Origin of the sequence: Paenibacillus anaericanus, from assembly GCF_003994475.1 — a bacterium.
In the GTDB taxonomy this organism is placed as follows: Bacteria; Bacillota; Bacilli; order Paenibacillales; family Paenibacillaceae; genus Fontibacillus; species Fontibacillus anaericanus.
The window spans coordinates 113,497-137,426 of record NZ_RZNY01000013.1 but is presented as its reverse complement, the minus strand read 5'-3'; the positions used below and the strand labels follow the sequence as shown (position 1 = coordinate 137,426).

The 23,930-nt window shown below is 40.6% G+C and carries 19 protein-coding genes; 9 read left to right on the top strand and 10 right to left on the bottom strand.

Annotation, left to right across the window (positions count from 1 at the left end):
• The first annotated feature begins 174 nt into the window (after positions 1 to 174).
• On the top strand, positions 175 to 1,917 hold the full coding sequence (locus tag EJP82_RS16240) for a fibronectin type III domain-containing protein (RefSeq protein WP_127193125.1): 1,743 nt from the start codon (positions 175 to 177) through the stop codon (positions 1,915 to 1,917).
• 178 nt (positions 1,918 to 2,095) lie between these two features.
• On the opposite strand, the gene EJP82_RS16235 is transcribed toward EJP82_RS16240, so the two are convergent.
• From EJP82_RS16235 to EJP82_RS16210, 6 genes are all read right to left on the bottom strand, one after another.
• The gene (locus tag EJP82_RS16235; RefSeq protein ID WP_127193124.1) at positions 2,096 to 2,920 is read right to left on the bottom strand and encodes a carbohydrate ABC transporter permease; all 825 of its coding nucleotides are present in this window, start codon (positions 2,918 to 2,920) and stop codon (positions 2,096 to 2,098) included.
• Positions 2,917 to 3,813 (bottom strand): carbohydrate ABC transporter permease, encoded by an 897-nt coding sequence (locus EJP82_RS16230; protein WP_127193123.1) that lies wholly within the window; start codon positions 3,811 to 3,813, stop codon positions 2,917 to 2,919. The genes EJP82_RS16235 and EJP82_RS16230 overlap by 4 nt, the downstream gene beginning before the upstream one ends.
• Before the next feature lie 70 nt (positions 3,814 to 3,883).
• A complete protein-coding gene (locus tag EJP82_RS16225) occupies positions 3,884 to 5,179 on the bottom strand; it encodes an ABC transporter substrate-binding protein (RefSeq protein ID WP_127193122.1) in 1,296 nt (431 codons plus the stop codon).
• 273 nt (positions 5,180 to 5,452) lie between these two features.
• Entirely contained in the window at positions 5,453 to 6,982 is a 1,530-nt protein-coding gene (locus EJP82_RS16220) for a glycoside hydrolase family 31 protein (RefSeq protein ID WP_127193121.1), read from the bottom strand.
• A gap of 87 nt (positions 6,983 to 7,069) precedes the next feature.
• Positions 7,070 to 8,650: a response regulator transcription factor gene (locus EJP82_RS16215; protein ID WP_127193120.1), complete on the bottom strand. Its 1,581-nt coding sequence runs from the start codon at positions 8,648 to 8,650 to the stop codon at positions 7,070 to 7,072.
• A gap of 32 nt (positions 8,651 to 8,682) precedes the next feature.
• On the bottom strand, positions 8,683 to 10,446 hold the full coding sequence (locus EJP82_RS16210; protein ID WP_127193119.1) for a sensor histidine kinase: 1,764 nt from the start codon (positions 10,444 to 10,446) through the stop codon (positions 8,683 to 8,685).
• A gap of 232 nt (positions 10,447 to 10,678) precedes the next feature.
• On the opposite strand from EJP82_RS16210, the gene EJP82_RS16205 reads away from it, so the two are divergent.
• The 7 genes from EJP82_RS16205 (at position 10,679) to EJP82_RS16175 (ending at position 20,093) form a co-directional block, all read left to right on the top strand.
• Positions 10,679 to 12,037, top strand: coding sequence for an extracellular solute-binding protein (locus EJP82_RS16205; protein WP_246054196.1), 1,359 nt, complete (start codon positions 10,679 to 10,681; stop codon positions 12,035 to 12,037).
• A 77-nt stretch (positions 12,038 to 12,114) separates the two neighbouring features.
• Positions 12,115 to 13,005 carry a carbohydrate ABC transporter permease gene (locus EJP82_RS16200; protein WP_127193117.1) on the top strand — a complete coding sequence of 297 codons (891 nt, stop codon included), beginning with the start codon at positions 12,115 to 12,117 and terminating at the stop codon, positions 13,003 to 13,005.
• Positions 13,006 to 13,020: 15 nt separating this feature from the next.
• Positions 13,021 to 13,908, top strand: a complete 888-nt coding sequence (locus EJP82_RS16195; protein WP_127193116.1) for a carbohydrate ABC transporter permease — start codon at positions 13,021 to 13,023, stop codon at positions 13,906 to 13,908.
• A 57-nt stretch (positions 13,909 to 13,965) separates the two neighbouring features.
• Complete coding sequence (locus tag EJP82_RS16190) at positions 13,966 to 15,795, top strand: sensor histidine kinase (protein ID WP_246054194.1); 1,830 nt, start codon at positions 13,966 to 13,968, stop codon at positions 15,793 to 15,795.
• Positions 15,773 to 16,957: a response regulator transcription factor gene (locus EJP82_RS16185; protein ID WP_127193115.1), complete on the top strand. Its 1,185-nt coding sequence runs from the start codon at positions 15,773 to 15,775 to the stop codon at positions 16,955 to 16,957. The genes EJP82_RS16190 and EJP82_RS16185 overlap by 23 nt, the downstream gene beginning before the upstream one ends.
• Before the next feature lie 87 nt (positions 16,958 to 17,044).
• Positions 17,045 to 18,151 (top strand): polysaccharide deacetylase family protein, encoded by a 1,107-nt coding sequence (locus EJP82_RS16180; protein WP_127193114.1) that lies wholly within the window; start codon positions 17,045 to 17,047, stop codon positions 18,149 to 18,151.
• 265 nt (positions 18,152 to 18,416) lie between these two features.
• The gene (locus EJP82_RS16175) at positions 18,417 to 20,093 is read left to right on the top strand and encodes a glycoside hydrolase family 13 protein (RefSeq protein WP_127193113.1); all 1,677 of its coding nucleotides are present in this window, start codon (positions 18,417 to 18,419) and stop codon (positions 20,091 to 20,093) included.
• A 60-nt stretch (positions 20,094 to 20,153) separates the two neighbouring features.
• Here the strand turns inward: EJP82_RS16175 and EJP82_RS16170 are convergent, their stop codons facing one another.
• The 4 genes from EJP82_RS16170 to EJP82_RS16155 form a co-directional block, all read right to left on the bottom strand.
• Positions 20,154 to 20,732: an LURP-one-related family protein gene (locus EJP82_RS16170; protein ID WP_127193112.1), complete on the bottom strand. Its 579-nt coding sequence runs from the start codon at positions 20,730 to 20,732 to the stop codon at positions 20,154 to 20,156.
• A gap of 99 nt (positions 20,733 to 20,831) precedes the next feature.
• On the bottom strand, positions 20,832 to 21,395 hold the full coding sequence (locus EJP82_RS16165; RefSeq protein WP_127193111.1) for a TetR-like C-terminal domain-containing protein: 564 nt from the start codon (positions 21,393 to 21,395) through the stop codon (positions 20,832 to 20,834).
• A gap of 28 nt (positions 21,396 to 21,423) precedes the next feature.
• Entirely contained in the window at positions 21,424 to 21,819 is a 396-nt protein-coding gene (locus EJP82_RS16160) for a hypothetical protein (protein WP_127193110.1), read from the bottom strand.
• Positions 21,820 to 21,867: 48 nt separating this feature from the next.
• Entirely contained in the window at positions 21,868 to 22,383 is a 516-nt protein-coding gene (locus EJP82_RS16155; RefSeq protein WP_127193109.1) for a hypothetical protein, read from the bottom strand.
• Positions 22,384 to 22,822: 439 nt separating this feature from the next.
• On the opposite strand from EJP82_RS16155, the gene EJP82_RS16150 reads away from it, so the two are divergent.
• Positions 22,823 to 23,917, top strand: a complete 1,095-nt coding sequence (locus EJP82_RS16150; RefSeq protein ID WP_127193108.1) for a threonine aldolase family protein — start codon at positions 22,823 to 22,825, stop codon at positions 23,915 to 23,917.
• The last annotated feature ends 13 nt before the right edge of the window (positions 23,918 to 23,930 follow it).

Sequence of the window (23,930 nt, the reverse complement as noted above, 5' to 3'; positions counted from 1 at the left end):
AATGTAAGCGTTATCAAACCATCCCCGTGATACTTCATGCTTATCGCATATTAAATATACTCTTCTAGAACATAGCCAGCTATCTGCTTACGATCTACTTACTCTGCATTTTGAATGGGAGGTGTGGTTGCTAGCCCTATGAAACTGTAAGAAAAAATTGTAGGAGGCGATGGTATGAGAAGAGCTTTAATTAGAAGGGTAAAAGGGTTCAGAAGGACACTTCCGCTTGTAATCATTATAGCTGTATTCTTAGGCATGCTGCCGTCCATGGCTATTGCGGCTGACCGGGGTGCATGGGCGCCAAATGTATCTTATGCATTAAATGATACAGTTACGTATGGTGGTAACACGTATAAGGATATTCAGCCCCATACGTCACTAACAGGTTGGGAGCCGCCCAATGTACCTGCTCTGTGGCAACTGGTTCAGGGAGGAGGAAGTGATACGGTGGCGCCTTCCGCCCCTACTAATTTACACGCGGTGGGCACCACAACATCCAGCATAACATTAGCTTGGGATGCTTCAAGTGATAATGTCGGGGTAACAGGTTACGTTGTGTATCAAGGTTCGACGTTGATAGATAATGTTTCAGGAAGCACGCTTAGCTATACGAATACAGGGCTTAGTGCCAATATGACCTATACGTATAAAGTTGCTGCCAAGGATGCAGCAGGTAATGTATCCGGCTATAGTAATCAAATTAGCGTAACCACAGACTCTATCTCTGGAGGTGATCTACTACCTCCGACGGTTCCCACTAATGTTACTGTAAGCTCAACGACATCATCCAGTGTTTCATTGTCATGGACCGCGTCCACGGATAATGTTGGTGTTACGGGGTACAACGTATATCAAGGTACGACATTAGCATTCGTGGCAACGGGTACGACAGCTACGATCACAGGGCTTGCGGCCAGTACAACGTATTCCTTTGCCATTGTGGCCAAAGATGCCGCAGGTAATGTTTCGGCTAGTAGTGCAGCAATAAGTGTAACAACACAATCTATAGATGTTAACCAACTTCCGAAACATATTCTGACAGGATATTGGCATAATTTTATAAATAATTCTTCCAATATAAAACTAAGTGAAGTACCAAGCCAATACGACATTATAGTATTGTCTTTTGCTGATATGGATCTTACGAAGCCAGGTGGGGTTACCTTTAATGTAGACTCTAAACTATCTACTGCCCTTGGCGGGTATACCAATGCCAATTTGATTAGTGATATCCAGGCCAAGCGTGCACAAGGTAAAAAGGTCATTCTTTCCATAGGAGGAGCGGAAGGTAACATCAATCTAGGCAGCGCATCACCGAACATATCCAACTTTGTTACTAGTATGTCTGGTCTGATTACTCAGTTTGGGTTGGATGGAATCGATATCGATCTGGAAAGCGGCATGAATGTGGCGAATTTAACGTTAGCGGTTCGTCAGATACAGCAACAGTTCGGCTCCGACTTCATCTTGACTATGGCTCCGCAAACGATTGATATGCAGAACTCTAATACCTCTTATATGCAGATATATAATAACTTGAAGGACATCACAACAGTAGTAAATGTTCAGTATTACAATTCAGGTTGTATGCTGGGTCGTGATGGGCAATGTTATTCCCAAGGTACAATTAATTTCCTGACAGCACTTTCAGATCTGACGTTACAATGGATTGAACCTTCCCAATTTGGAATAGGTGTTCCAGCCGTAACTTCTGCAGCTGGAGGAGGTTATGTCGCCCTTAGCGTTGTGAACGATGCATTGAAATGTTTGGCAACTGGTAATGGATGCGGGACTTATAAGCCTGTAGCCAAATACCCGGATATCCGCGGTGCGATGACCTGGTCTATTAACTGGGATAAAACTAGCAATTATAATCTAGCTAATACGGTGAAACCATTCTTGTCGACTTTACCGTGAAATAAGTGAAGAAAAACAGGGTGTCCCAAAGACCATGGAAATGGCCTGGGACACCCTGCTTTGTACAATAGACTTATTAGATTGTTTATTTAGAGTCAGCCTGAGCTTGAGCCATTTATTCACTGAAGTCAGCGATACTTGGGTTAGCAATATAATGCCCACCCTCAACCTGAATCGTTTATCCTTTCACCGAACCAGCAACTACTCCGTTAATAATAAATCTTTGCATAAATAAGTAGAATATAACCATTGGAATAACACCCAACACCATCATAGGGAAGAACGCGGTCCAGTCTGTTGAGAATGGTCCTACATTTTTATATACCTCTAGTAGAATCACTGCTTTGGAAGGACTCTGTAGAAATAGCAGAGGGGTCATGAAGTCGTTCCAGACAGCTAACGCATTTAGAATACAAACGGTAGCAATGATCGGTTTCAGTAGAGGGAATACAATTACCCAATAGATCCGCAATTTGCGACACCCATCAATGGCTGCTGCTTCTTCCAATTCGAAAGGGATGGTGTTAATAAAGCCCTTAAACAGAAATATGGAGAATGACATATTAATGCAGAAGACACTGACTAATATGACACCCGTTAAAGAGTTCATTACGCCTAATCCAGATACAACTTTGTATAACGGTATTAATGAAATCTGAAAGGGAACCATGAGTCCGATCATGAAAATACCATATATCCGTTTATAAATTTTTTCTGGTCTACGAGCAATGACATAGGCAGCCATGGATGAAAATGCTACCAACAGGGATACAGAGCACACATTAACAATAAGGTTATTAAGAAGTGCTCGTGGATAATTCATTGCGGTGAAGGCTTTAATATAGTTATCAAGCATAAATACTTTGGGCAATCCCATCGGGCTTAGGGCAGCTTCTGCTGGTGTCTTAAATGTCGTGACAAGCAGATAATAGATCGGGATTAGCATGATGGCCGCCAAGATGATTAAGACAATTTCTAGTATAATCAGGCTGCTTTTCTTCATGATATTTTCTCCTCCCATTTATTAAAGCTCCATGTAATAGCTTTGGAAACTATTAATACAAGTAGAAAGAAAACCACGCCAAACGCAGCTGCATACGCTGTTCTTCCCTCTGTAAATCCTCTTCGAATCAACATGGTTGTAATCGTTTCTGTAGAATATCCAGGACCACCTGAAGTCATGGAGAAGATAATATCAAACACCTTTAGTCCACCGATCATACTCATCAGAACGTTAAAAGAGACGGAAGGGTAGAGCAGTGGAAGCGTGACTTTAAAGAATCGTTGCACAGCATTGGCTCCATCGATCTTCGCCGCTTCGTACAAGGTTTCGTCAATACTTTGAATATTCGCTAGATAGATAACCATAGCCCATCCCGTCCATTGCCATAATTGCGTAAACAAAACGGAGAATAATGCAAGCTTTGGATTACCAAGCCAATTTATCGGCCCAAATCCGAAGAACTGTACAAGTTGATTCAACAAACCGTGATCAGCAGATGTCATAATAAATGACCACAGATATCCTACAATTAATACACTAAGAATTGCTGGAGCGAAAAATACCGTTTTTAATAAATTAGCGGATTTAAGCTTTAGAGATAGAGCGACTGCCAAAGGAATAGCTAAAATATTTTGCAGAAGGGTCATAACAATCGCATAGATAAATGCATTCTTGACCGCAGCTGTCGTCTGAACGTCATGGACTAGTTCAACAAAATTCTTCAGACCAATGAAGCTATAATTAGGTTTATATACAGACCAGTTCGTCAAACTGTATCCAAAGTTCATTAGTGTCGGCAAGATGAAAAAAATACTAAAACCAATAAGTGCCGGTGCAATCATCAGCAAATATACATAATGATTCCGCAGGGTCTTCGCGAAGCCTATTTTCATACATGTTCCTCCCTATGGAAAGGGGACTAATATTTAGCCCCCGTGGTTACCATTTATCTATTCTGTAGCTTTACATTGAGTCTCTAATAGTTTTTGCCGTTTTATCGGCATCTTTTAATGCTTCATCCGTTGTTTTAGAGCCAGAGAGTACTTCTTGAAGTGCTTTTCCATAGCTTTCAACAATTGGATTTCCGCCTAACCAGTACAACCACGGACCATATACATTCCCTGCTTCGAAGGCGGCCGAAGAGTCTGCAAATTCTTCACCTAAATCAACTTCTACGCCTTTTACGAAGGAACTGCCTACATTATCTGCGATCAGAGCTTTTTGGGCCTCAGGAGTAGCGGTAACTCGAAGTACTTCTAACGCTGCTTCTACATTTTTTGAATCTTTATTAATCGCTAATGCACTACCAGGTCCGCCAATCATCCAGCCTGTTCCTTTTTCGGTACCAGGGAACGGGAACATGCCTAGTTCGAGGTTTGGATTCTTTTGCTTGATTGTTTCTAACGCCCAAGGGCCTGATTGCCACATAGCTGATTTGCCTGTTGCGAACTCATCCAAGGCCTGATCGTAGTCCATGCCCAGCATTTTTGAATCTATATATCCCAGTTCAATAATTTTGTGCCATTCTGTGAGTGCTTCACTCCAGTTGTCTGCGAGCAACACTTCGCCAGCATTAAACTTGTCATCAAAACCTTTGTTTTCTTGTTTGGAATAAAATTCATTCAGTATCATACCCATGGATTGTTTCATCATAGGTTCCCAAGATGAGGCTCCCATCGATTGCGGTTTAATGCCTTTGTCTTTTAGGGTTTGATGAATTTGCATCCACTCATCAAATGTTTGTGGTGGGGTTAGCCCGTTTTCTTTAAAGATGCCTTTGTTATAATAAATTCCCTCAAACCAAGATTGTAGCGGGGTGGCATAGATCTTATCTTTGAGTGTATAAGCTTGAAACCCTGTATCTGTATAGTTGCTGATAAAATCTTGATCTGTAAGATCTAGCAGATATCCCGCTGAAGCTAACAGAGTTGTTTCTCCGCCGGTCTCAATCAGATCCGGACCTTCCTTGGAAGCAAGTTGTGTATTTAAAACACTATTAAATTGATCCAATGCTACAAATTGAAACTCCACTTCAATATTCGGTAGTTCCTGTTTTAAGAATTCTAAGTACGATTTTCGTATACTTTCTTGGTTGTAAGCCATGAGACGTACCTTAACCTTCTTGCCATCCTTCTCCGCAGAATTTGCGGCCGGCTTATTATCAGAATTAGCCGTTTGTTTCGATTCCGACTTTCCGCAACCAGAAACTACAGAAATGAGTAATATAGCCGTAAGCAATATCGCCATTGCCTTTTTCATGTTGTACCCCTCCGAAATATAGTATTGTAATCTCTTCTTTACACCTTAATGATAGCGCTTTCTATAGGGGCGATGAATCAATAATATTCGTGATCTTTTATGACATTATTATGGTTTTAAGATCTAATCGGGGCAGAAAGTTAATGAATCATACGCTGGAGTAATCTAATGCAAATATATTCTAGCACTATATTACGTTCGGCATGATCTTAAAAAAAGCTCACTTATCAGCTGGTATATTAGCACCAACGATTCGTGAGCGTTATGAACGGTTTATGATTGCAGCAACTCCAATACGATAGGTTCACCTGCTAGCGGGGTCAAGGTAACTGTTACTCCACCTTCCAATAGATGACCGTGTCGATCCTTCCAAGTTCCTTTGGGCAGCTTCACTAATCGATCAACTGAGCCTTTTAGAAGAATTGGGGCAACCAATACTTGATTACCTAACATAAATTGATCCGTTATGTTCTCCAGACCTTGATTAGGAAAGACGTAATCCATGAACCTAGCGATCGGCTCACCGCTAAGCTTTGCATGATCTACCAGTTGAAGGATCAAAGTCATATATTCATTACGGATTTGAACACTTTTCTTAATAAGCTCAAAGTTCTCTGGACTCAAGACTCTCCATGGAGCTGCAGAAAATTGCATGGTAGGAAGCAGGCAGGCAATCTCTGCATGGCGAACAAATAATTCCTCATCCAAGTTATGTTGGTTCTGATGAAAGTTTAAATATTCTCCCCCGCCAATCATATCGGTACAAACAAATGGATGACCTGTTATTCCCTGTACAAGCGTGTTAGGAATCAGAGATTGTATACCGTGCTCGTCCCAACTATGGTTTTTATCCGCTAATCTCTGCATGAGAGGTAAGCCTGCTGCTTTCCACGTTACACGGTACTCATTGTATTCGTATTTACTGCCATACTCCGCCCATAAACGGGATTGAGTATTCTGATCTGTATTTCCATAGGTCACCATATCTTCGCTATAAAAAGGACTGTCACCGGCATCAAATTTGAAACCGTCTACTCCATATTCATTGATTAGGGCAGCTAGTTGCTGGTCTAGCCATTGGATGGTATCAGGATTAGACATATCCAAAACCGCCGAATACCCATTCCACCATTTCACGATAAAGGAATCACCATTTGGAGTTGAAATAAGCATGTTGTGGTCTCTTAGATATCTGAATTCCGTTGTATCTGGGGTTATAAATGGGCATACCCATAACATCACCTTAAAGCCTTGTTCGTGTAATTCATCAATCATCTGCTTGGGATTTGGGAATTTCTCTTTGCTGAACAACCATTTCCCATAATAGTCACTCCAACCGTCATCAATCATCAGAACGCCGCTTGGCAATCCATGTTCTGTAATGCTAGCAGCATATTTCATAACATCCTTCTGATTCTGATAAAATGTTAGTTCAATCCAAGTGTTATATTGTGGTGCTGTAAACAATTCTAGTCCAATCGAGCCGCTTTTTACAGGGAAGTGCTTGGTGCATGCATGGTTGTATGCTTCTTTAAGCGTATTAAACCCATCAAACAATTTAGGTTCACTCTTGTGATAATCAATTGAAAGAGTGCCTTTCTTAAAATGAATATGGAAACCATCTTCACACCAAATATACCTTCCTCTTGTCGAAACAATAATGGGCATGGCTTGATTTACTGTACTATTAATTTCCATATCCATATCTATTTCAGATTCTACTCCCCAAGGTTGGGCCCAGCCGTAATGGGAATAACCGCCATACCAATACTCGTTCGCTAATAGTTGGAATGTGATGTTCAAAAAGCTCGCTCCTTTATACTTCTATATGTTGTCGTCATTGTATCATCGACTCAAAAACTATTACATGAAGTATATTATCGTTTTATATTACTTTGTTATGTTACTGTGTTTATTCTTATATTCATTAGGCGTCATGGCGTGCATCTTTTTGAAGAGTTTAGAAAAGTAGCTTGGATTGTCATAGCCGATATTATAAGAAATCTCGTAACTCTTCATATCGGTATGCTCTAGCATATATCTAGCTTTCTCCATCCTGATCTCGGTTAATAAGACCCACATACTCTTACCCGTTTCACGTTTAAACAAATAGCAAAAATAGTTTTTGCTCATCGCTACATATTCACATACCTCTTCTAAGGAAATATTCTCGCTGTAGTGATCCTCTAAATACTGGATGCTCTTTTCCACAAGCTTATTTATACTAGAATTTCCGTTAGTACCCAGAGTACTAATGCTATTTATCATTTTCACCATAAAGTTGGTGAGTTGGTCGATGGATGATAGCTTAAGCAAATCTTGATAATTCACGTTCATAATCACATTGGAAATCGAAGATATATATTTTTCCTCTAGTAGATACTTCCTAATCTCAGCTAGAATATTAAAACAAAAATCATACACATCATCCAGAGAAGAAGGGGTGATATGAATGGTATGTTGTAAGATTTCAACTAATCTTTCACGTGCCGAGACGATCTTACCACTCAGAATGTAGGACACGATCGTTTTCTCATCTTCAATCATTTGTAGTTTATCGAATGTTGTAGCTTCATAGTTATATCCGTGGCCTAAAACCGAACCGTTATTTGTATATTGATTTAGACGTTTCAATTTTTCTACTTCTTCGTAGGCTATAGGGAGTTCGTTCATTGCATGATAAATGCTACTAAAACATACGTTAGATTTTATTGCAAACGTTTCCAAGAATGCGCGTATCATATTTTGCGCACAATGAGGGGCCTGATCCATATCCATATGCGATATTAGGATATACCAGCTATCCTCTTCAAATTCCAAAATAATATTGTCACCGTACTCGAGCAGCACATGACTTAAACTATCTTGAATATAGGTACTCTTAGAATGTAGCAAGTTACTAATATCCATAAATTCATTCATGGTCTCATTCTCTATATTAATACTGAACAACATATAATTATCAAAATGAAAACGGAGCTCACTGGCGATGCCGTGAAGGGAGTTCTCCGAGACCATTTTTTTCATGAACCCTTTAATCAGCCTACTTCGAGAAATATTTTTATTTTGCTGGATCATTTTCTGTGTTTTTTTGTTAGAGGAAATTTCATTAATAACTTCTTTTAAAGCCAAATCTAATTCCATCTCATCCATAGGCTTTAAAATATAAGCAGAAGCTCCATACTTCAATGCTTGTTTGGCGTACTGGAACTCTCCAAACCCACTGAGTAGAATAATCCGGGTCTCTTTGTTTATTTCTCTTACTTGTTTAATGAACTCGATTCCATTCATTCCGGGCATATTAATATCGGTAATGATCAACTCAACTTGATAATTACGATACAGGGCTAAGGCCTGTTCTCCGCTTTGTGCAGTTGCAATAACTTGAATGCCGTAAGAGTTCCAATCAATGGTATTCTCCAACATACGCACCGTTAAAAGTTCATCATCTACAATTAATGCGCTGATCATAGCTGTCCCCTTTTCTTGTTACCGTAGTATAGTTATTTTGGAATAACAATAGATATCGTTGTATGTTTGCCATATTCTGAGGTAATACGGATACCGTAGTGTCCTCCATAGGTGATTTTAACTCTTTCGTGAATGTTAGCGAGTCCGATACTGCTTGATTTACTTCCAACTTGATTGTGCTTCAGTTCATTTTGCAGCTGTTCTTTTTTCTCCGTTGAAATACCTCCGCCATTATCAATGACTGATATAAATATATTTTCTTGTTCTTCTTGAATCGAAATCACAATATATCCGTGACCCTTCTTTAAAATCCCATGCTGGATTGCATTTTCTACAATCGGCTGGAGTATCAATTTAGGAACTTTTACACTCGATAAATCTTCGGGACAAGCGACCTCGTAATCAAACATGCCCGGATATCTATACATTTGAATTTTAATAAAATTTTCCGCATGATGAATCTCTCGGTGCAATTCAACCATTTCATACGGCTGGTATATGGAATATGTCAACATTTTACCTAGAATTGTTGATATTTCCGAAATCGCTTGGGAGTCATTACTTAAGGCTAAAGCTTTAATATTTTGCAATGTATTATTCAGGAAATGCGGATTGATTTGATGCTGTAGTGCCCGTACTTGGGCGTCTTTGGCACTGGCTTGCTCCAGTAAAACCTCTAGATTAAGATCATGGAGTTTCTGAATCATTTTGTTTGCCGTGGTGGATAGAATGAGAATTTCCTTGGTGCTGTCATCGTATAAATCTATATCTAAACTTTCTGATGGAATCCTTTTGAATTTCTGAGCTAGCTTTGTAATCGGTTTCGTAATACTTTTCGAAATGATCATCGATGAGATCAATACGGCTGCGATGGTAGCCAGTACGGAATATAAAGAGAACATCATCAACACATGAATGTGGCGATCCACTTCATCAAGTGATTTCAGACCGATATTTTTCCAACCTGTGATCCGTGAAGTATCGTACACAACAGAGTAGGGGGATGTATTCGAGTCCGTCTGATCAACAATAAAGCTACCTTTATCATCGGTAAGTTGCTGCTTTAATTGATTCATTTGCTCGTCATTTAAGCCATTCGAAGTATCCCAGACGATATTGTCTTGTGAGTCAACGATGATGATAGCATGAGAAAAGGATAAATCCCCGGAGTAAAACATCTTATCTACATAAAAGTTAAACATTAATGTAGCATTATAGTTTTTATGTACGTTTCGATAGTCTTTAACTGGAATGAACATGGAGATCGTTTGCTCATCCGTCTTATTGAAATAATAGTCTTGTGCATGTAAGCCTGAGAAATTTACGATGGCATAATCATCTTGAATTGACGGAAACCAGTTTTGCTCCCAAAAGTTATAATCCTGTCTGATAGAGCCTCCAGAATGATATAAAGCGTTACCATCTTTTCCGATGATTATAATGTCTTTGATGTCATAGTTATAACCAATTGCATTCTGCATCGCATATTCGACGGTCCACTTATTACCTAGCTCGTATTTGTAGTCGACCTCGTCGACCGAATTTCGATATTCAACAGCTTTTAATATATTTTCATTACTGCCTAAGACTTGGATGATCTTCTTGAGATGACTGAAGTAAGTATCCATAGTTGATATCGATTGTCCAACGATTTGTTCCCCGTTGCTGACCGCATTTTCACGAAAAGTCTCTTTGAAATATTGGGTGATAGCGAGACTAAAAATACCCAAAATGACGATGAGCATCGTAATAAAATAGACATTAATTTTACTTCTCAGTGATCTGGGCCTTTTCATACTCCTACTCCTCTAACCTTTAGATCGGCTACTTATGGTTCTTAAATATACTCATAATTATATGTACTTGTACTGTTATATGTAACCCATTGTACTATAAACGGCCCGTTACGGTTTACAATCCCATCCAGCATATCTGAATAAAACAAACCTAACTCCTTAATATCACACCTCCCCAAGGGATGTAATCGCCTCCATAATGAAGGTAAGCATTTACAAGGGGGGAATAAAATTGGTTAAGACATCTAAATTGTTAAGTCTCGTACTAGCAACTACATTATTACTTAGTTTAGCGGCGTGTGGAGGCAATGCCAAGACGAAAGAGAATACAGGCAGCGCAAATTCAGGTTCCACAAATGCAACTGAGAAACCAGCAGAAAAGGTTGAAGATAAGAAAGTTACGATTACATTCCAGAACATTTATCCAGACCCTACTGATCCGAAGAATCAAATTATGAAGAAACTAGTAGATCAATATCATACAGATCACCCTAACATCACGATTGAACTGGATTCCCTTAACACGGATCAACAAAAGTTGAAGTTAAAAACACAGGCGGCATCGAAAGAAGTGCCTGATATCACCATTGTAAACCCAGCAGCACAAATGAAGCCTTTTGTGGATGCTAAGCTGTTCGCTCCATTAAATGATATGTTGGATCAAAACGGCTTGAAGGCTACTTTCCAAGAAGGTTTATTGGATTTCTATAGCTTTGATGGCAACACCTATGCTCTTCCAGATGGAAATAACATTGCTGTTGTCTATTACAATAAGGAACTATTCGAACAAGCAGGTGTGAAAGTACCGACAACTTATGAAGAAATGCTTGAGGTTGTTAAGACACTTAAGAGTAAAGGCATTACGCCGATCTCAATTGGTGAAAAAGATTCCTGGACAGGTTCCTTCTTGTTCATGAATATGCTACTTCGTACGAATGGTGGTCCTGGGTTCTTGCAGGATGTTGTAGATAAGAAGAAGACATTTGAAGATCCTGCTTTTACCGAAGCAGTTGATGCATTCCAAAGTTTAGTCGCTGCTGGAGCATTCCAAGAGGGAGCAACTTCCTTTGACTACAATGCAGGCGAGAACTTATTTAAAACAGGAAAGTCTGCTATGTATTTCATGGGAACATGGGCAACAGGTGGGATCGAGACATCTTCAGTGAATGGGAAAGTGGGAGTATTTAAGTTCCCAACGATTAACGGTAAGGGTGATCCAAACGAATTTATGTTAGCACCAGGTAGTGCATTCGCGATCTCTGCGGATAGCGAACATCTGCAAGAAACGAAGGATTTCTTGAACTACTTCATGTTGAACTTCCCGAAAGAAGCTTTTGAAGCAAAAGGCGCTGTGGGAGTTGGCCAGATCGTAGACGGTGACTTTGCAGCTGCTGGTTATTCCGATATGGCTATGGAGGTACTAGGTCTATTCAAAGAAGTAAAAGGCGGAGACTTGGCATTTGATAATACGATGAATCCGGGTACAGCCCAAATTCACTTGAACAGTATTCAAAATCTATTCGTACAGAAGATAGATTCTGCTGAAGTAGGTAAAGAACATCAAGCGGCGTATGAGGACAATAATAAATAGATTTGAAACCTGATGTGAAGGGGACACTAGTTGTTCCCTTCATCTCTATCATGATAGACAGAAGGAGGAGATGGGGCGTGAATGTACTTAAGGTCTCCCGTTTTACGATTGTAGCCTTTATACTTCCGTGTACACTAATTTATTTCGGCATTGTATTCGTGCCCATACTTGTATCGTTATATAGCGGGTTGTTGGAATGGAATGGAATTGGTCAATCTTCCTTTGTAGGACTTGAGAATTTCAGAAATTTATTTTTCCAGGACCCAGTATTTTGGCCTTCCGTACGGAGAACTCTTATGTTTGCAGTATTCTCGATGGCGGAGATTCCGCTTGCATTGATGGTAGCTATCTTTCTTCGAAGATATATTCGCAAACCTAACTTTTTAGTTTCTAGTTATTTTATGCCTGTTATTCTATCCGTTGTTATCATTGGCCAGTTGTGGAAAACCATCTACAATCCAGCGGCGATGGGTGGGATGTTGAATCAAATATTAGAGACAGTTGGACTTGAATCATGGACGAGATCATGGTTAACCGAACCAAAGGTAGCTATGTTTGCATTATATTTCGTGGCATTGTGGCAGTACTTGGGCTATCATACGCTCATCCAGTTTACTGGAATTTCCAATATTCCGGCTGAAATTTATGAGGCAGCACGAATTGATGGAGCAGAAGGCTTTAAGGCAGATCGTTACATTACCTTCCCCATGATCATCCCCATTTTTAAAATTTCCATTGTGTTGGCGTTTATCGGTTCGCTTCAGGCGTTCGATATGGTTATGGTCATGACGGGCGGAGGACCTGCTCACGCTACGGATGTGATTTCCACACATATGTATAATATGTCTTTCTTGTCCATGAAGTATGGATATGGTAGTTCGATAGCTGCAGTTCTAGTTGTCGTATGCTTAATCGCCACAGTGATCATTAATTTTATATTTAATAAATTAGAGAAACGATTCTCATAAAGGAGGGAAATCGATATGGATACACCAAGTATAGTGGGTGTTAGGAATCAGAAAGTCATACCCGAACAGAAACGCAAGCGATTTTCCCTTACAAAAGGAATCGTTATTCTATTCTTATCGGTGCTCGTAATAACGCAGGTTTACCCGTTGATCTGGCTCGTCCTATACTCCTTCAAAACGAATGAGGAGATTTTATCTGGAAGCTTCTTCTCACTTCCACACTCACCGCAATGGGTCAACTTCAGCAATGCCCTTGCAGGTGGGAGATACTTCCGCTACTTAGGGAACAGCTTCTTCGTTACTTCGGTGACGATGATCTGTGTTATTATCTTCAGTTCACTGGCTGCCTTTGCAATAAGTCGTTTCCGTTGGCGTTATGATCAAGTGCTATTGCTGATGTTTCTAGTGGGTATGATGATTCCAATGCAAGCAACTTTATTACCCCTCATGATTATTTTTAAAAACATGAACATTCTCAATACGCATTTATCGCTCATCTTGCCTTATATTGCTTTTCAAACTCCCATCGCTGTGTTCATTCTCCATGGTTTCATGAAGACGATTCCGGCAGAGATTGAAGAGTCGGCGATTATGGATGGTGCAAGTGTATTTCGGGTTTACTGGAACATTATATTACCAGTATCTATACCACCGGTCGTGACCGTCTGTATTCTAACTTTCATTAATATATGGAACGAATACATCTTGGCGGCAACATTTATTTCGGCAGAAAGACTGAAGACATTGCCGTTTGGTGTGAACAGCTTTGTCAGCCAATACTCAGTAAACTACGGAGCTATTGGGGCTTTTCTAGTATTAGGTGCACTACCTGTCATCGTAGTTTATTTCTTATTAGCAGACAAAATTACAGAGGGCATGGTAGCAGGAGCTGTAAAAGGGTAATATTTGCATGACGGGTATTGTGATAAAATGGAAACATATCGAGTGAAAGGAGATACCATGATTACTCGAGGATTCCGTTCTATTCATAGCCGTCTTTTTCTGCTTTTCTTAACTTGTATGACTGTTATCCTAATCCTCGTTAGTTTCCTGTATTATACACGTGCGATTAGCATTATCCATTCTAAAATCAGTGACATTGCAGAGAAGAACATTTCCCAAACAGCGGGTCTGTTCGATCTCATGCTAGAGGGCTATAATAGTGTCACGAAATCGCTGAACGGAAATTATGAGTTAACTCGGCTGCTCCAAGAGAATTCTGGTAATCCGGCGGTTTCGGTTATCAATGAGCGATGGATTACGAATATCATTGGTGCGGCCTACTATTCCCGCAAGGAGATTGTGGGGATCCATATCATTACGAATACTGGTAAAGTCTACAGCTATGAGAAACAATTTGCCGGTGTTATTGATATTAATTACGCGCAAACCGACTGGTATAGCAAGTTGAAAGCGTCCTCAGGGAATATGGTTTGGCTTGGAATGTATGATAGGTCACCCATTAACACGTTACAGCAAGATCAGGTTTTCGTATTTGGTCGGCAGCTTTATGACCTCACGGATTATAAATCTATAGGAATCATTGTTATTGAGACGGACCCAACCCCAATTACAGAGGCGTTATCTAATGTAAGTATCAGTCCTGATAGTAAGGTATATATTACGGGAGTTAATGACGTGGTGATTGCTAGCAATGGCGAGCAAGGGGATGAACTACCTGAATTCACCGAACTCCCTATGCCTACGGATGAGCAGGCAATTATCGTCGATGATAAATCAGATCAATTGATCGTTGCGGCAAAAACTTCACTTGCAGATTGGACAATATACGGTCTTACACCTAAGAGTGATTTTAACGCTGAGATCAACCAGACGAGACTATACTTAATCGTTGTTGTTCTTGTCCTCATTGTCTTATCCACGGTGTTAGCTTCAATTGTATCGCGAACGATTGCTTCACCTTTAAAATTATTGATTCGTGAAATGAAAAAAGTTGAATTAGGGAATTTTAGCGGTTCAGTGAACGTAGACTCATTTGATGAGATCAACAGCCTTGTCTCTTCCTTTAATCGCATGGTTCATCGAATGGATGAATTGATCGAGCGTATCAAAGTATCGTCAGTTAGTGAGAAGAATGCGCAATTGCAGGCGCTGCAATTTCAAGTAAATCCTCACTTTTTATACAATACGTTAGATATGATTTATTGGATGTTAGATGAAAAGGGAAACGAAAAACTCAGTCGAGTGATCCTTGCTCTATCCCAAATGTTTCGCTACAGCAGTGATTGGGAGGAGGCTTCTCAAACCACACTTGGTCAGGAGCTTGAGCAGATCCGGCATTATCTGACCATTATTGAGAGTCGTCTAGAAGGTCGAGTTCAGACGAAAATTGAAGTGGATGAGGAGTGGCTTGAAGTCGTATTGCCGAAAGTGACCATTCAACCGATTATCGAAAATGCTGTGAAATATGGTTTGGAGCCTATGCTAGGTAGTCCGAGTAAGTTACTGGTATCTGCGACTCAACATCATCGTGAACTTCATATTAGAATTACCGATAACGGGATGGGAATGGATGAAGAAATACTGTCTCAGGTTAGAGCTTCTTTGCAAATGGATCCTAACTCGGTATTGGAGCCAATAAACCGTCCGAGAAGAGGCATCGGATTACATAATGTTCACGCCCGAATCAATATGATGTTTGGGGGAGCTTATGGCGTGTGTATTGAGAGCAAAGAAGGGGAAGGAACAACCGTTATAGTTGTGCTACCGATACCGGTTTCGATTTATTTAAAAGGGGGATATGGAGATGAACATCCTCATCGTGGATGATGAATTGGCCATTCGGGAAGGTATTAAACGAACGATCCAGAAGGCTTATCCGAAGTACGGTATCTATCTGGCAGCCAATCCAGATGAGGCCGTACAATTACTGCGAAGTCGCCCTATCGATATTGTGCTGACGGATATTCTAATGCCAGGTATGACAGGACTTGAATTGATGCAACTGACTAAAGCCAAATATCCTAATATAAAATGGGTGATTATTTCCGCGTATTCTGAATTTGAGTATGCTAAGGAAGCGGTTCGGTTGGGAGCGGTGGATTATCTGCTTAAGCCGATAGGCAAGGATATGCTGCTTGAGATGATTGTGAGGCTAAGTGACAAAATTGGGAGCGAAGTAGAGATTGTTAAGGAATCCAAAATGTTAAAGAATAATTTGAAATTTCTCCGTGAAGCGGTGTTTCAGCGCTGGGCATCGGGCCTTAATATTGGAGGCATGGATATGGCTTCAGTTATAGCCAATCACCAGAAGTTTCAATTAATTATGGTGAAGATGGAAAGTGATAAGTTAGTCCATCTAGAACATTTTATTATTGATAACGTGCTCACTGAAATGATGGATACGTATGGTAAGGGGTTTGCTACTAGCTTTGATGCTAAAAGTGTATTGGGTCTCATAACGATTAATGAAGAGAAAAGTATAAAGGCCATGTTGGAACAACTCCGTATTCATTTGAAAAAGTATTTAAGAGTACCTTTCCAAATCCTACAGACCGAAGTGTTGTACGACTTTGATGTCATACCTAATGAAGTGCGGCGGATGCATCAGGATTCGATATCCCATGAATTTGAGTATTATGCAACAGGCGGGAGCCGAGTCATCGAGGTAGCATTGCAGTACATTAGAACCTATTATAATACCGACTTAACATTGGAAAAGGTCGCTTCGATTGTTTATTTAAATCCTGTTTACTTTAGTCAAGTGTTCAAACAAAAGACGGGTTATGGTTTCAAGGAATACGTGATTCATTTGCGTATGGAACAAGCGAAGCAACTTCTTCTTCATCCCCAGCTTAAGCTTGCCGATATATCAGAAAAGGTTGGATATCAGGATGTGAAGCATTTTACACAGGTGTTTCGTAAAAAGTTTAACGTTACGCCTACAGAATATCGACAAGAGCACCGTATTGAAATAAGAACAGTAAGATAGTATTAGATAGAGAGAGGACAATAGTAGAATAACTTTAGCTACCCGTCTATAATATATTGTATAACAAGATAGAAAAGAGGCGGCAATATGTCAACAAAAGCGGTTTGGCGAGGGGATGTTAACCAAGCAATCTGCGCGTTTACGTTTGATGACGGACCTTCCAGGCTACCACTAGAGTTGTGGTTAGATGTTCTGGAACAAGAAGAAGTCGTTGGAACCTTTTTCTTCACCGGAGAGTGGATGGATAAACACCCGGATAGAGCAAGAGAAGTCCTTTCCCGGGGTCACGTACTTGCCCCTCATACGTATCATCACCGCCGCATGGCACAAGTGCCGAAGCACGTATTTCTGGAGCAATTGAAATTGACTGAGCTGGCCTATCAGGATGCAACGGGTCTCCCTTGCCCCAATTTTATGCGCTTTCCTTATTGTTCGTTTCGTGAAGAAAATCTGGATTGGCTTGCTGAGTGGGGCGGATATCTGGATATCGAAGGCATCGATTCTAGAGACTGGAAAGGCATATCTGCAGAGGATATCGTAGCACAGGTCCAGCCTGGTCTTGAAAATGGAACGATTGTTGTCCAACATAGCAATGATATTGCGGTAGGTTCACCTGAAGCCTTAAGACAACTTATCCAGATAGCCAAACAAAGAGGACTAAGAGGTGTAGGGATTCCCGAAATACTTGAGTCCATTGGAGTAGAAGTGGGCTACAGACCTTGGAAGATTACTGTAGAGGTTCCTGCTGAGCTGGATCATCCCGTAGATAACTGGATCACTTTGCAGGACGAGGAATTTGCCGAGTTAGCAGCTCAGACGGTTAAATGGGATATTCCGGAGTATACGCTGCAGTTTAATTCGAAGAGCGAATGGCTTGAACATCTGAAGAATCCTCTTGAAGAATTCGGTATTACGGAGAATCGTGAGCTCTTTGCCATCCGTGAATTCGAAGGTACGTATTGGGGTTATGTACGTGCCGGCGTTACAGAAGATAGTCTTGTATTATTAGATTATGCGGCTAGAGAAGCGCAAGCGGATACATTAGTGTACCTTCTCCGCTGGGCTGCGGAAACAGCATCCAAATTGGGGCTAACCCAAATAGAGGCAAGACGCGATATCCGCAAAATGAATGAGATGTGTAGACAACTTGGCTGGAAATCGGAGATCACGGAAGATAAATCAGGTAACGAGTAAATATAATAATTATTCATGACCCTTATGGGGCACAGGCTATGATAAGAAATTATCATAGCCTTTTTTGTTCCTCCGTAAGCAGGATGAGACAATTATGGGTAATGTAACCCAAGAGTTAGCTATTTTGGGAGATGCACCGGATATTTTGGACGAGGATGACCATACTCTTTTATATGCAGATCGGGAAAGTGTCTGTTTTACTTGAAGATTCAAGATAAATACTTAAACTAGGTGCCAGAGTTATAGCATCTAAGGGGGTTAGCGCATGCGTAAAATATGGTGGAAAGAAGCAGTAGCTTATCAAATATATCCAAGAAGCTTCATGGATTCGAATAGTGATGGTATAGGGGATTTGCAAGGGATTATCTCCAAGTTGGATTACTTGAAGGAACTTGGGATTGATGTCATCTGGGTTTGTCCCATTTATAAATCTCCAAATGATGATAATGGCTATGATATTAGTGATTATCAGGATATTATGGATGATTTCGGGTCTATGGAGGACTTTGACACACTTTTACGAGAAGTTCATAAGCGCGATATGAGAATCATCTTAGATCTGGTACTTAATCACACATCGGATGAACATCCATGGTTTGTTGAATCCAGGTCTTCCCGGGACAACCCGAAACGGGACTATTACATTTGGCAGGACGCAAAGGATGGGGCGGAACCAAATAACTGGGAGTCGATGTTTAATGGCTCGGCATGGGAATACGATGAGACGACGGATCAGTATTATTTGCATCTCTATTCGAGGAAACAGCCAGATTTAAATATGGAAAATCCAGTCGTAAGGCAGGAATTAGTTCAAATGATCCGTTGGTGGTTGGATAAAGGGATTGATGGATTCAGGGTAGATGCGATATCACATATTAAGAAGCTACCCGGACTACCAAATATGCCAAATCCGAATCATCTCCGTTTCGTAAATTCTATGGCTGGACACCAAAACATCGAAGGAATTGGGGAGTTTATTAGTCAGTTCAGGCGTGAAGGGTTTGCTGGTTATGATATTATGACGGTTGGTGAGGCGAGTGGAATCCCTATAACTGAAGTTGACTCGTGGATTGGCGAAAAGAACGGCGCATTTAATATGATCTTTCAATTCGAACATGTCAACATAGACTTTGGTCCGGAGGGGCGCTGGGATTGCGCTCCGTGGAACTTGGTCGACTTAAAGGCGATTATGAACAAATGGCAGACGGGTCTGGAAGGTGTGGGTTGGAATGCGTTATATCTAGAAAATCACGATCAACCACGTTCTGTTTCGCGTTTTGGTGATCCTGTGCACTATCATAAAGAATCATCCAAAATGCTTGCCACCTTCTATATGTTAATGCAGGGAACCCCATTTATTTATCAGGGACAGGAAATTGGTATGACGAATGTAGTGTTCAATGAACTTAGTGATTATCGCGATGTGGAGATTTATAATTTTTACCGTGAACGTCTGATGGATGGAAAAGATATAGAGGATACGATGCGCAGGATCAGGTACCGGGCGCGTGATAATGCAAGAACACCAATGCAATGGGATGATACTCCAAACAGTGGATTTTCTACAGTATTACCTTGGATTCGCATTAACCCTAACTATCATGAGATTAATGTGAATCAGCAGATGTCGGACCCAGACTCGATTCTGAATTATTATAAGAAGTTAATCGCTCTGCGTAAGGAGAATGAAGCGCTTATATACGGAAGATATGAGAGTAGGCTTACGGAGCATCCAGAAATTTTCGCATATACACGGACGTTCGAAGATCAGACATTTCTAATCTTGCTAAATTTCTTCGGGAATACGCCAATGTTTGCGATGCCGAAGGAGCTAAACGAACGGAGTAGGCATGTCATTCTCTCCAATTATGAACGTGTTGGGCAGACGGATGATAAGTTTGTATTGAAACCTTACGAAGCTATTGCATATCAATTGAATTAAATAATTTAACACAATAAAAGCAGGATGAAATTCATCCTGCTTATTGTGTATATATAAGTTCTAGTTCTGTTTCCCATCGATTGCGCAGAGCAATACACTCGCGGCAAGCCCTAACCGGCGATCAAGAACATGACTTGGATCGGCTGAGAAATCGACATTCATTTTCGTGACAAATGGATTGAAATTTTGTTTGAAAGTAGTAACTGTGTTCCCATTTATCAATACATTATATTGTTGAGGGATCAGATTGGATAAGAAACGACGTAATAAGGCAAGAACGCTGCTTTCTTCCTTAATCCGTCCAATTTCAACCTCATTCGGGCTCATTATAATCCATTCATCCTTCAGAATGGACTTGAATCCCTTTCTGCGTAAGCTACCTACATGTTCTCCAGTGCTCGGATCTTTAACGTCATAGGTTGCGGAGAAATCCACCATGCTACGGGCTGAAATTGTAAGTAACTCCTCGGTCATACTCTCATCGCTGTATAGCCGAATGTCCTCTTTCAACTTAAAGGCTTTCAATTGGGAGAACATCACTAGCTCCTCATTCGCATTATAAATATGGAACTTGGCACCGACGATGGAAATGATCTTTTTTCTAACTAAGTATTGAGTATAACCGAATTTATGATTCACGTTATTAAGTGACCCCCTATTGGATAATTACTCTTATCTTAAGGTAAGAGGAGCTTAATGTATATCAATTTAGTATGAGGATGACGATTTATGCTACGACTACTTATTCTCATATTTGTGCAAAGCCTTTAGAAAATTTCCTTCGATTAGAATGCTGAGCCTCTCAATAATTTGCTTAGGTTGTTCCTTCATACCGTCTCTCATCCATTGAATTACGAGGCCAGTGAAGGCTAGAGTATAGAAGTTAGCAATAAACTGCTTATCCTCGAGACGGACATTTATACCGCTAGATAGTTCGTTAATAACCCCCATTATGAGATCATTCGTAACGGAATAGAGGTAGTTGTCTAAATGGTTTCTACCGAGTGAATCTAGCGTGTTACAACAGAAGGCCTTGTTGCTCTCAATATAACAGAAAATTTTATAGAAACCGTCAGTCCAGGTACTATAGCTACGATATTGAGCGATGCTTTCGACTGCTTCAGTCTTGTAAATCCAACCAAGCAAATCAAATATATCTTGAAAGTGATAGTAGAAGGTCTGTCTGTTCAGTCCACAATCATCTACAAGATGCTGCACAGATATTTTATTTATCGTAGTATGCTCCATCAGGGATTTCAACGAATGGGCTAGAGCATTTTTTGTCAGCAAAGAGTTGGACACGAATATCACCTCATTGATAGTTCCATAATTAAGATTTATGAAGCTTCCTTATCAGCCAATACATTCCTTCTGTCAATAAGCCAAGGGTAAATCCTCCTAATGTACATAAGTAGAAGGTCAAAAAGGCCGCAAGATCAGCCCAGCCAGACATGTCTCTGTTGGAATAGATGAACATAAGCCCCAGTCCAATAACAATTCCGATTGTGGTGATTAACCATACTAAACGGACACCGAGCCATCCGAGACCATTAACAATACCAGACATTACGAGGGCAAGAAGGGCGAAGCGCAGAGATATCGTAAGGCTAAATGTCTGTCCTAGTAGGACGAACCGATGCAGAATGAAGGGCAGCCAGAGTAGTACGGCATAAATCAGCATCCATGTGATCCAGCGTTCGCTTTTGGCAGGTGGCATAAATTTCATGGTTGTTCACCTCGTTGTCGAAATATGGCAATGTATTAGAATGTTGAATTATATCACTTCAAGTTCCTCTGCACTTTGCAACAGATGCTGCAACAGGTCGGGGATATCCTCCATTTGTTCCTCAGTGATCTGACGTCTGAATTGCAGCTCAATACAATTATTATAACCTTTACCTTCTTCACCATAAATAAAACTCAAGGCTTGAATAGGGTGTAAATCCGGTCCCCATATCGCATGTAGAATACTCTCGATAGCCGGACATTGAGAAGGGATATCATGTACTTGAGTATAAAAGCGAAGCTGCAGATTGCAGCCGGGATTCGTGTCTGGAGCATCCAGTATTTCGTCATTCAAATCTTTCGTTGAGGCATTTAATACAATTTCTGATGTGACCTTCAGGCCTCCGATTAGTTTGAACGAGAGACTAAACTCTCTGGACATCAGCGCCATATTCAGAAGGTCGGAGCGATCCGTAACCACGAGAATTCCGTCCAAATTATCATAGTCATAGATCTGGTTCTCAATAGCGACCTTAATATTGTCGAAGACAGTAGGATGGAACATGAATGGTACCTCCTCCGTTTTTCTTTTATTGTAACATGGCGGGAAAGGGAGTAGTCTTTTCTTAGTGATATAAGAAATCCTAAAAGACTATATTTAATTTTGGGCTCTATCCCAAAATATGTGCTGGCTTTTCTTTTTCAGTAGCTAGGCGGACATGAGGTACCTTATTTCGTTCAAAGGCACCCACTTAGGTGCAGTAGCGGACATAGGATCCGTTATCCGTTAGTATAGTGCTGATTTTATCTGGAATTTATGTCAATAACGGAACCACTGTCCGCATAATGCGGAAATTGGGGTATTTGGAGTAATTAGCGTACTCAGTGTCCGTCAACCGTACAAGGTACCGATTCTATAGCATATATCATGTATATAGAGGTCCAAATTTCACGCTACATATTAAAATGGTGATCATTAGTGAAACAAGAAGGAGCGCTACTAGATGAACGAAAATTTAACATTATCAGAAGCATTTAAACAAACAACCTATCCTTTGTCGGGTCATGGTCCAAGAAGTATTCAAGTATTGAAAGAGGCATTAGAACATATCGATGGCAATCTGGATAGTGATATGTATGGTAAAGGCAAAGTGATTGAGGATTTTCAAGAGAAAATGGCAGGGGTGTTGGGGAAGGAATCGGCTGTTTTTTTTCCTAGTGGAACGATGGCCCAGCAGATTGCATTGAGAATATGGTGCGATCAGAAGGGGCTGAAGAGAGTAGCGTACCATCCTTTGTGTCATTTAGAGATTCATGAGGAAGATGGATTGAAGGAACTTCACCATATTGAGCCTATTCTACTTGCGGACAGTAACAGATTGATTACTTTGGATGATGTATGTAACATGAATGAGGATATTGCATGCTTATTGCTTGAATTACCTCAACGTGAGATTGGCGGGCAATTGCCAGAATACAGCGAACTTGAAGCGATCTCTACTTACTGCCGTGAGCAGGGGATTAAGCTGCATTTGGATGGAGCGAGATTGTTTGAGATCCTACCGTATTATCAAAAATCGGCTGCTGAGATATGTGCGCTGTTTGATAGTGTATATATTTCCTTCTACAAAGGAATCGGTGGGATTACAGGAGCGGTTCTTGCTGGCGATGTTGACTTTACCAAAGAGTCAAAGGTATGGAAGAGACGGCACGGTGGTGATCTCATAAGCCTGTACCCTTATATTATTAGTTCTGATTATTACTTCGAACAGAGAGTGGATAAAATGGGGCAGTATTATGAGGATGCGAAAGAACTTGCTACTATTGTGAATGAGTGTCACGGGGTTAATTCAAAACCTGCGAAACCTGTATCTAACATGTTCCATATACATTTTGCTGTGCCTAAGGAGAAGTTAGAACCTGTTCTATTCAGTATCTATGAAGCCACCGGGCTAGGTATAGTAGGTTATTTAACGAAAATTGACGAGACAAGCTGTTATAGTGAACTTAGTATCGGAGATCGGTACGCTAATATTCCCACAGAAGCGATAAAGAATGCTTTTCAAATGCTAGACGAGAAAATGAGAGCGATGATCTAGTACCGTTATGACA

Excerpts from the sequence above, each read along its gene's own strand:
- EJP82_RS16240 (WP_127193125.1), top strand. The coding sequence starts at position 175 with ATGAGAAGAGCTTTAATTAGAAGGGTAAAAGGGTTCAGAAGGACACTT.
- EJP82_RS16235 (WP_127193124.1), bottom strand. The coding sequence starts at position 2,920 with ATGAAGAAAAGCAGCCTGATTATACTAGAAATTGTCTTAATCATCTTG.
- EJP82_RS16230 (WP_127193123.1), bottom strand. The coding sequence starts at position 3,813 with ATGAAAATAGGCTTCGCGAAGACCCTGCGGAATCATTATGTATATTTG.
- EJP82_RS16225 (WP_127193122.1), bottom strand. The coding sequence starts at position 5,179 with ATGAAAAAGGCAATGGCGATATTGCTTACGGCTATATTACTCATTTCT.
- EJP82_RS16215 (WP_127193120.1), bottom strand. The coding sequence starts at position 8,650 with ATGATCAGCGCATTAATTGTAGATGATGAACTTTTAACGGTGCGTATG.
- EJP82_RS16210 (WP_127193119.1), bottom strand. The coding sequence starts at position 10,446 with ATGAAAAGGCCCAGATCACTGAGAAGTAAAATTAATGTCTATTTTATT.
- EJP82_RS16195 (WP_127193116.1), top strand. The coding sequence starts at position 13,021 with ATGGATACACCAAGTATAGTGGGTGTTAGGAATCAGAAAGTCATACCC.
- EJP82_RS16190 (WP_246054194.1), top strand. The coding sequence starts at position 13,966 with ATGATTACTCGAGGATTCCGTTCTATTCATAGCCGTCTTTTTCTGCTT.
- EJP82_RS16185 (WP_127193115.1), top strand. The coding sequence starts at position 15,773 with ATGAACATCCTCATCGTGGATGATGAATTGGCCATTCGGGAAGGTATT.
- EJP82_RS16180 (WP_127193114.1), top strand. The coding sequence starts at position 17,045 with ATGTCAACAAAAGCGGTTTGGCGAGGGGATGTTAACCAAGCAATCTGC.
- EJP82_RS16175 (WP_127193113.1), top strand. The coding sequence starts at position 18,417 with ATGCGTAAAATATGGTGGAAAGAAGCAGTAGCTTATCAAATATATCCA.
- EJP82_RS16160 (WP_127193110.1), bottom strand. The coding sequence starts at position 21,819 with ATGAAATTTATGCCACCTGCCAAAAGCGAACGCTGGATCACATGGATG.
- EJP82_RS16155 (WP_127193109.1), bottom strand. The coding sequence starts at position 22,383 with ATGTTCCATCCTACTGTCTTCGACAATATTAAGGTCGCTATTGAGAAC.
- EJP82_RS16150 (WP_127193108.1), top strand. The coding sequence starts at position 22,823 with ATGAACGAAAATTTAACATTATCAGAAGCATTTAAACAAACAACCTAT.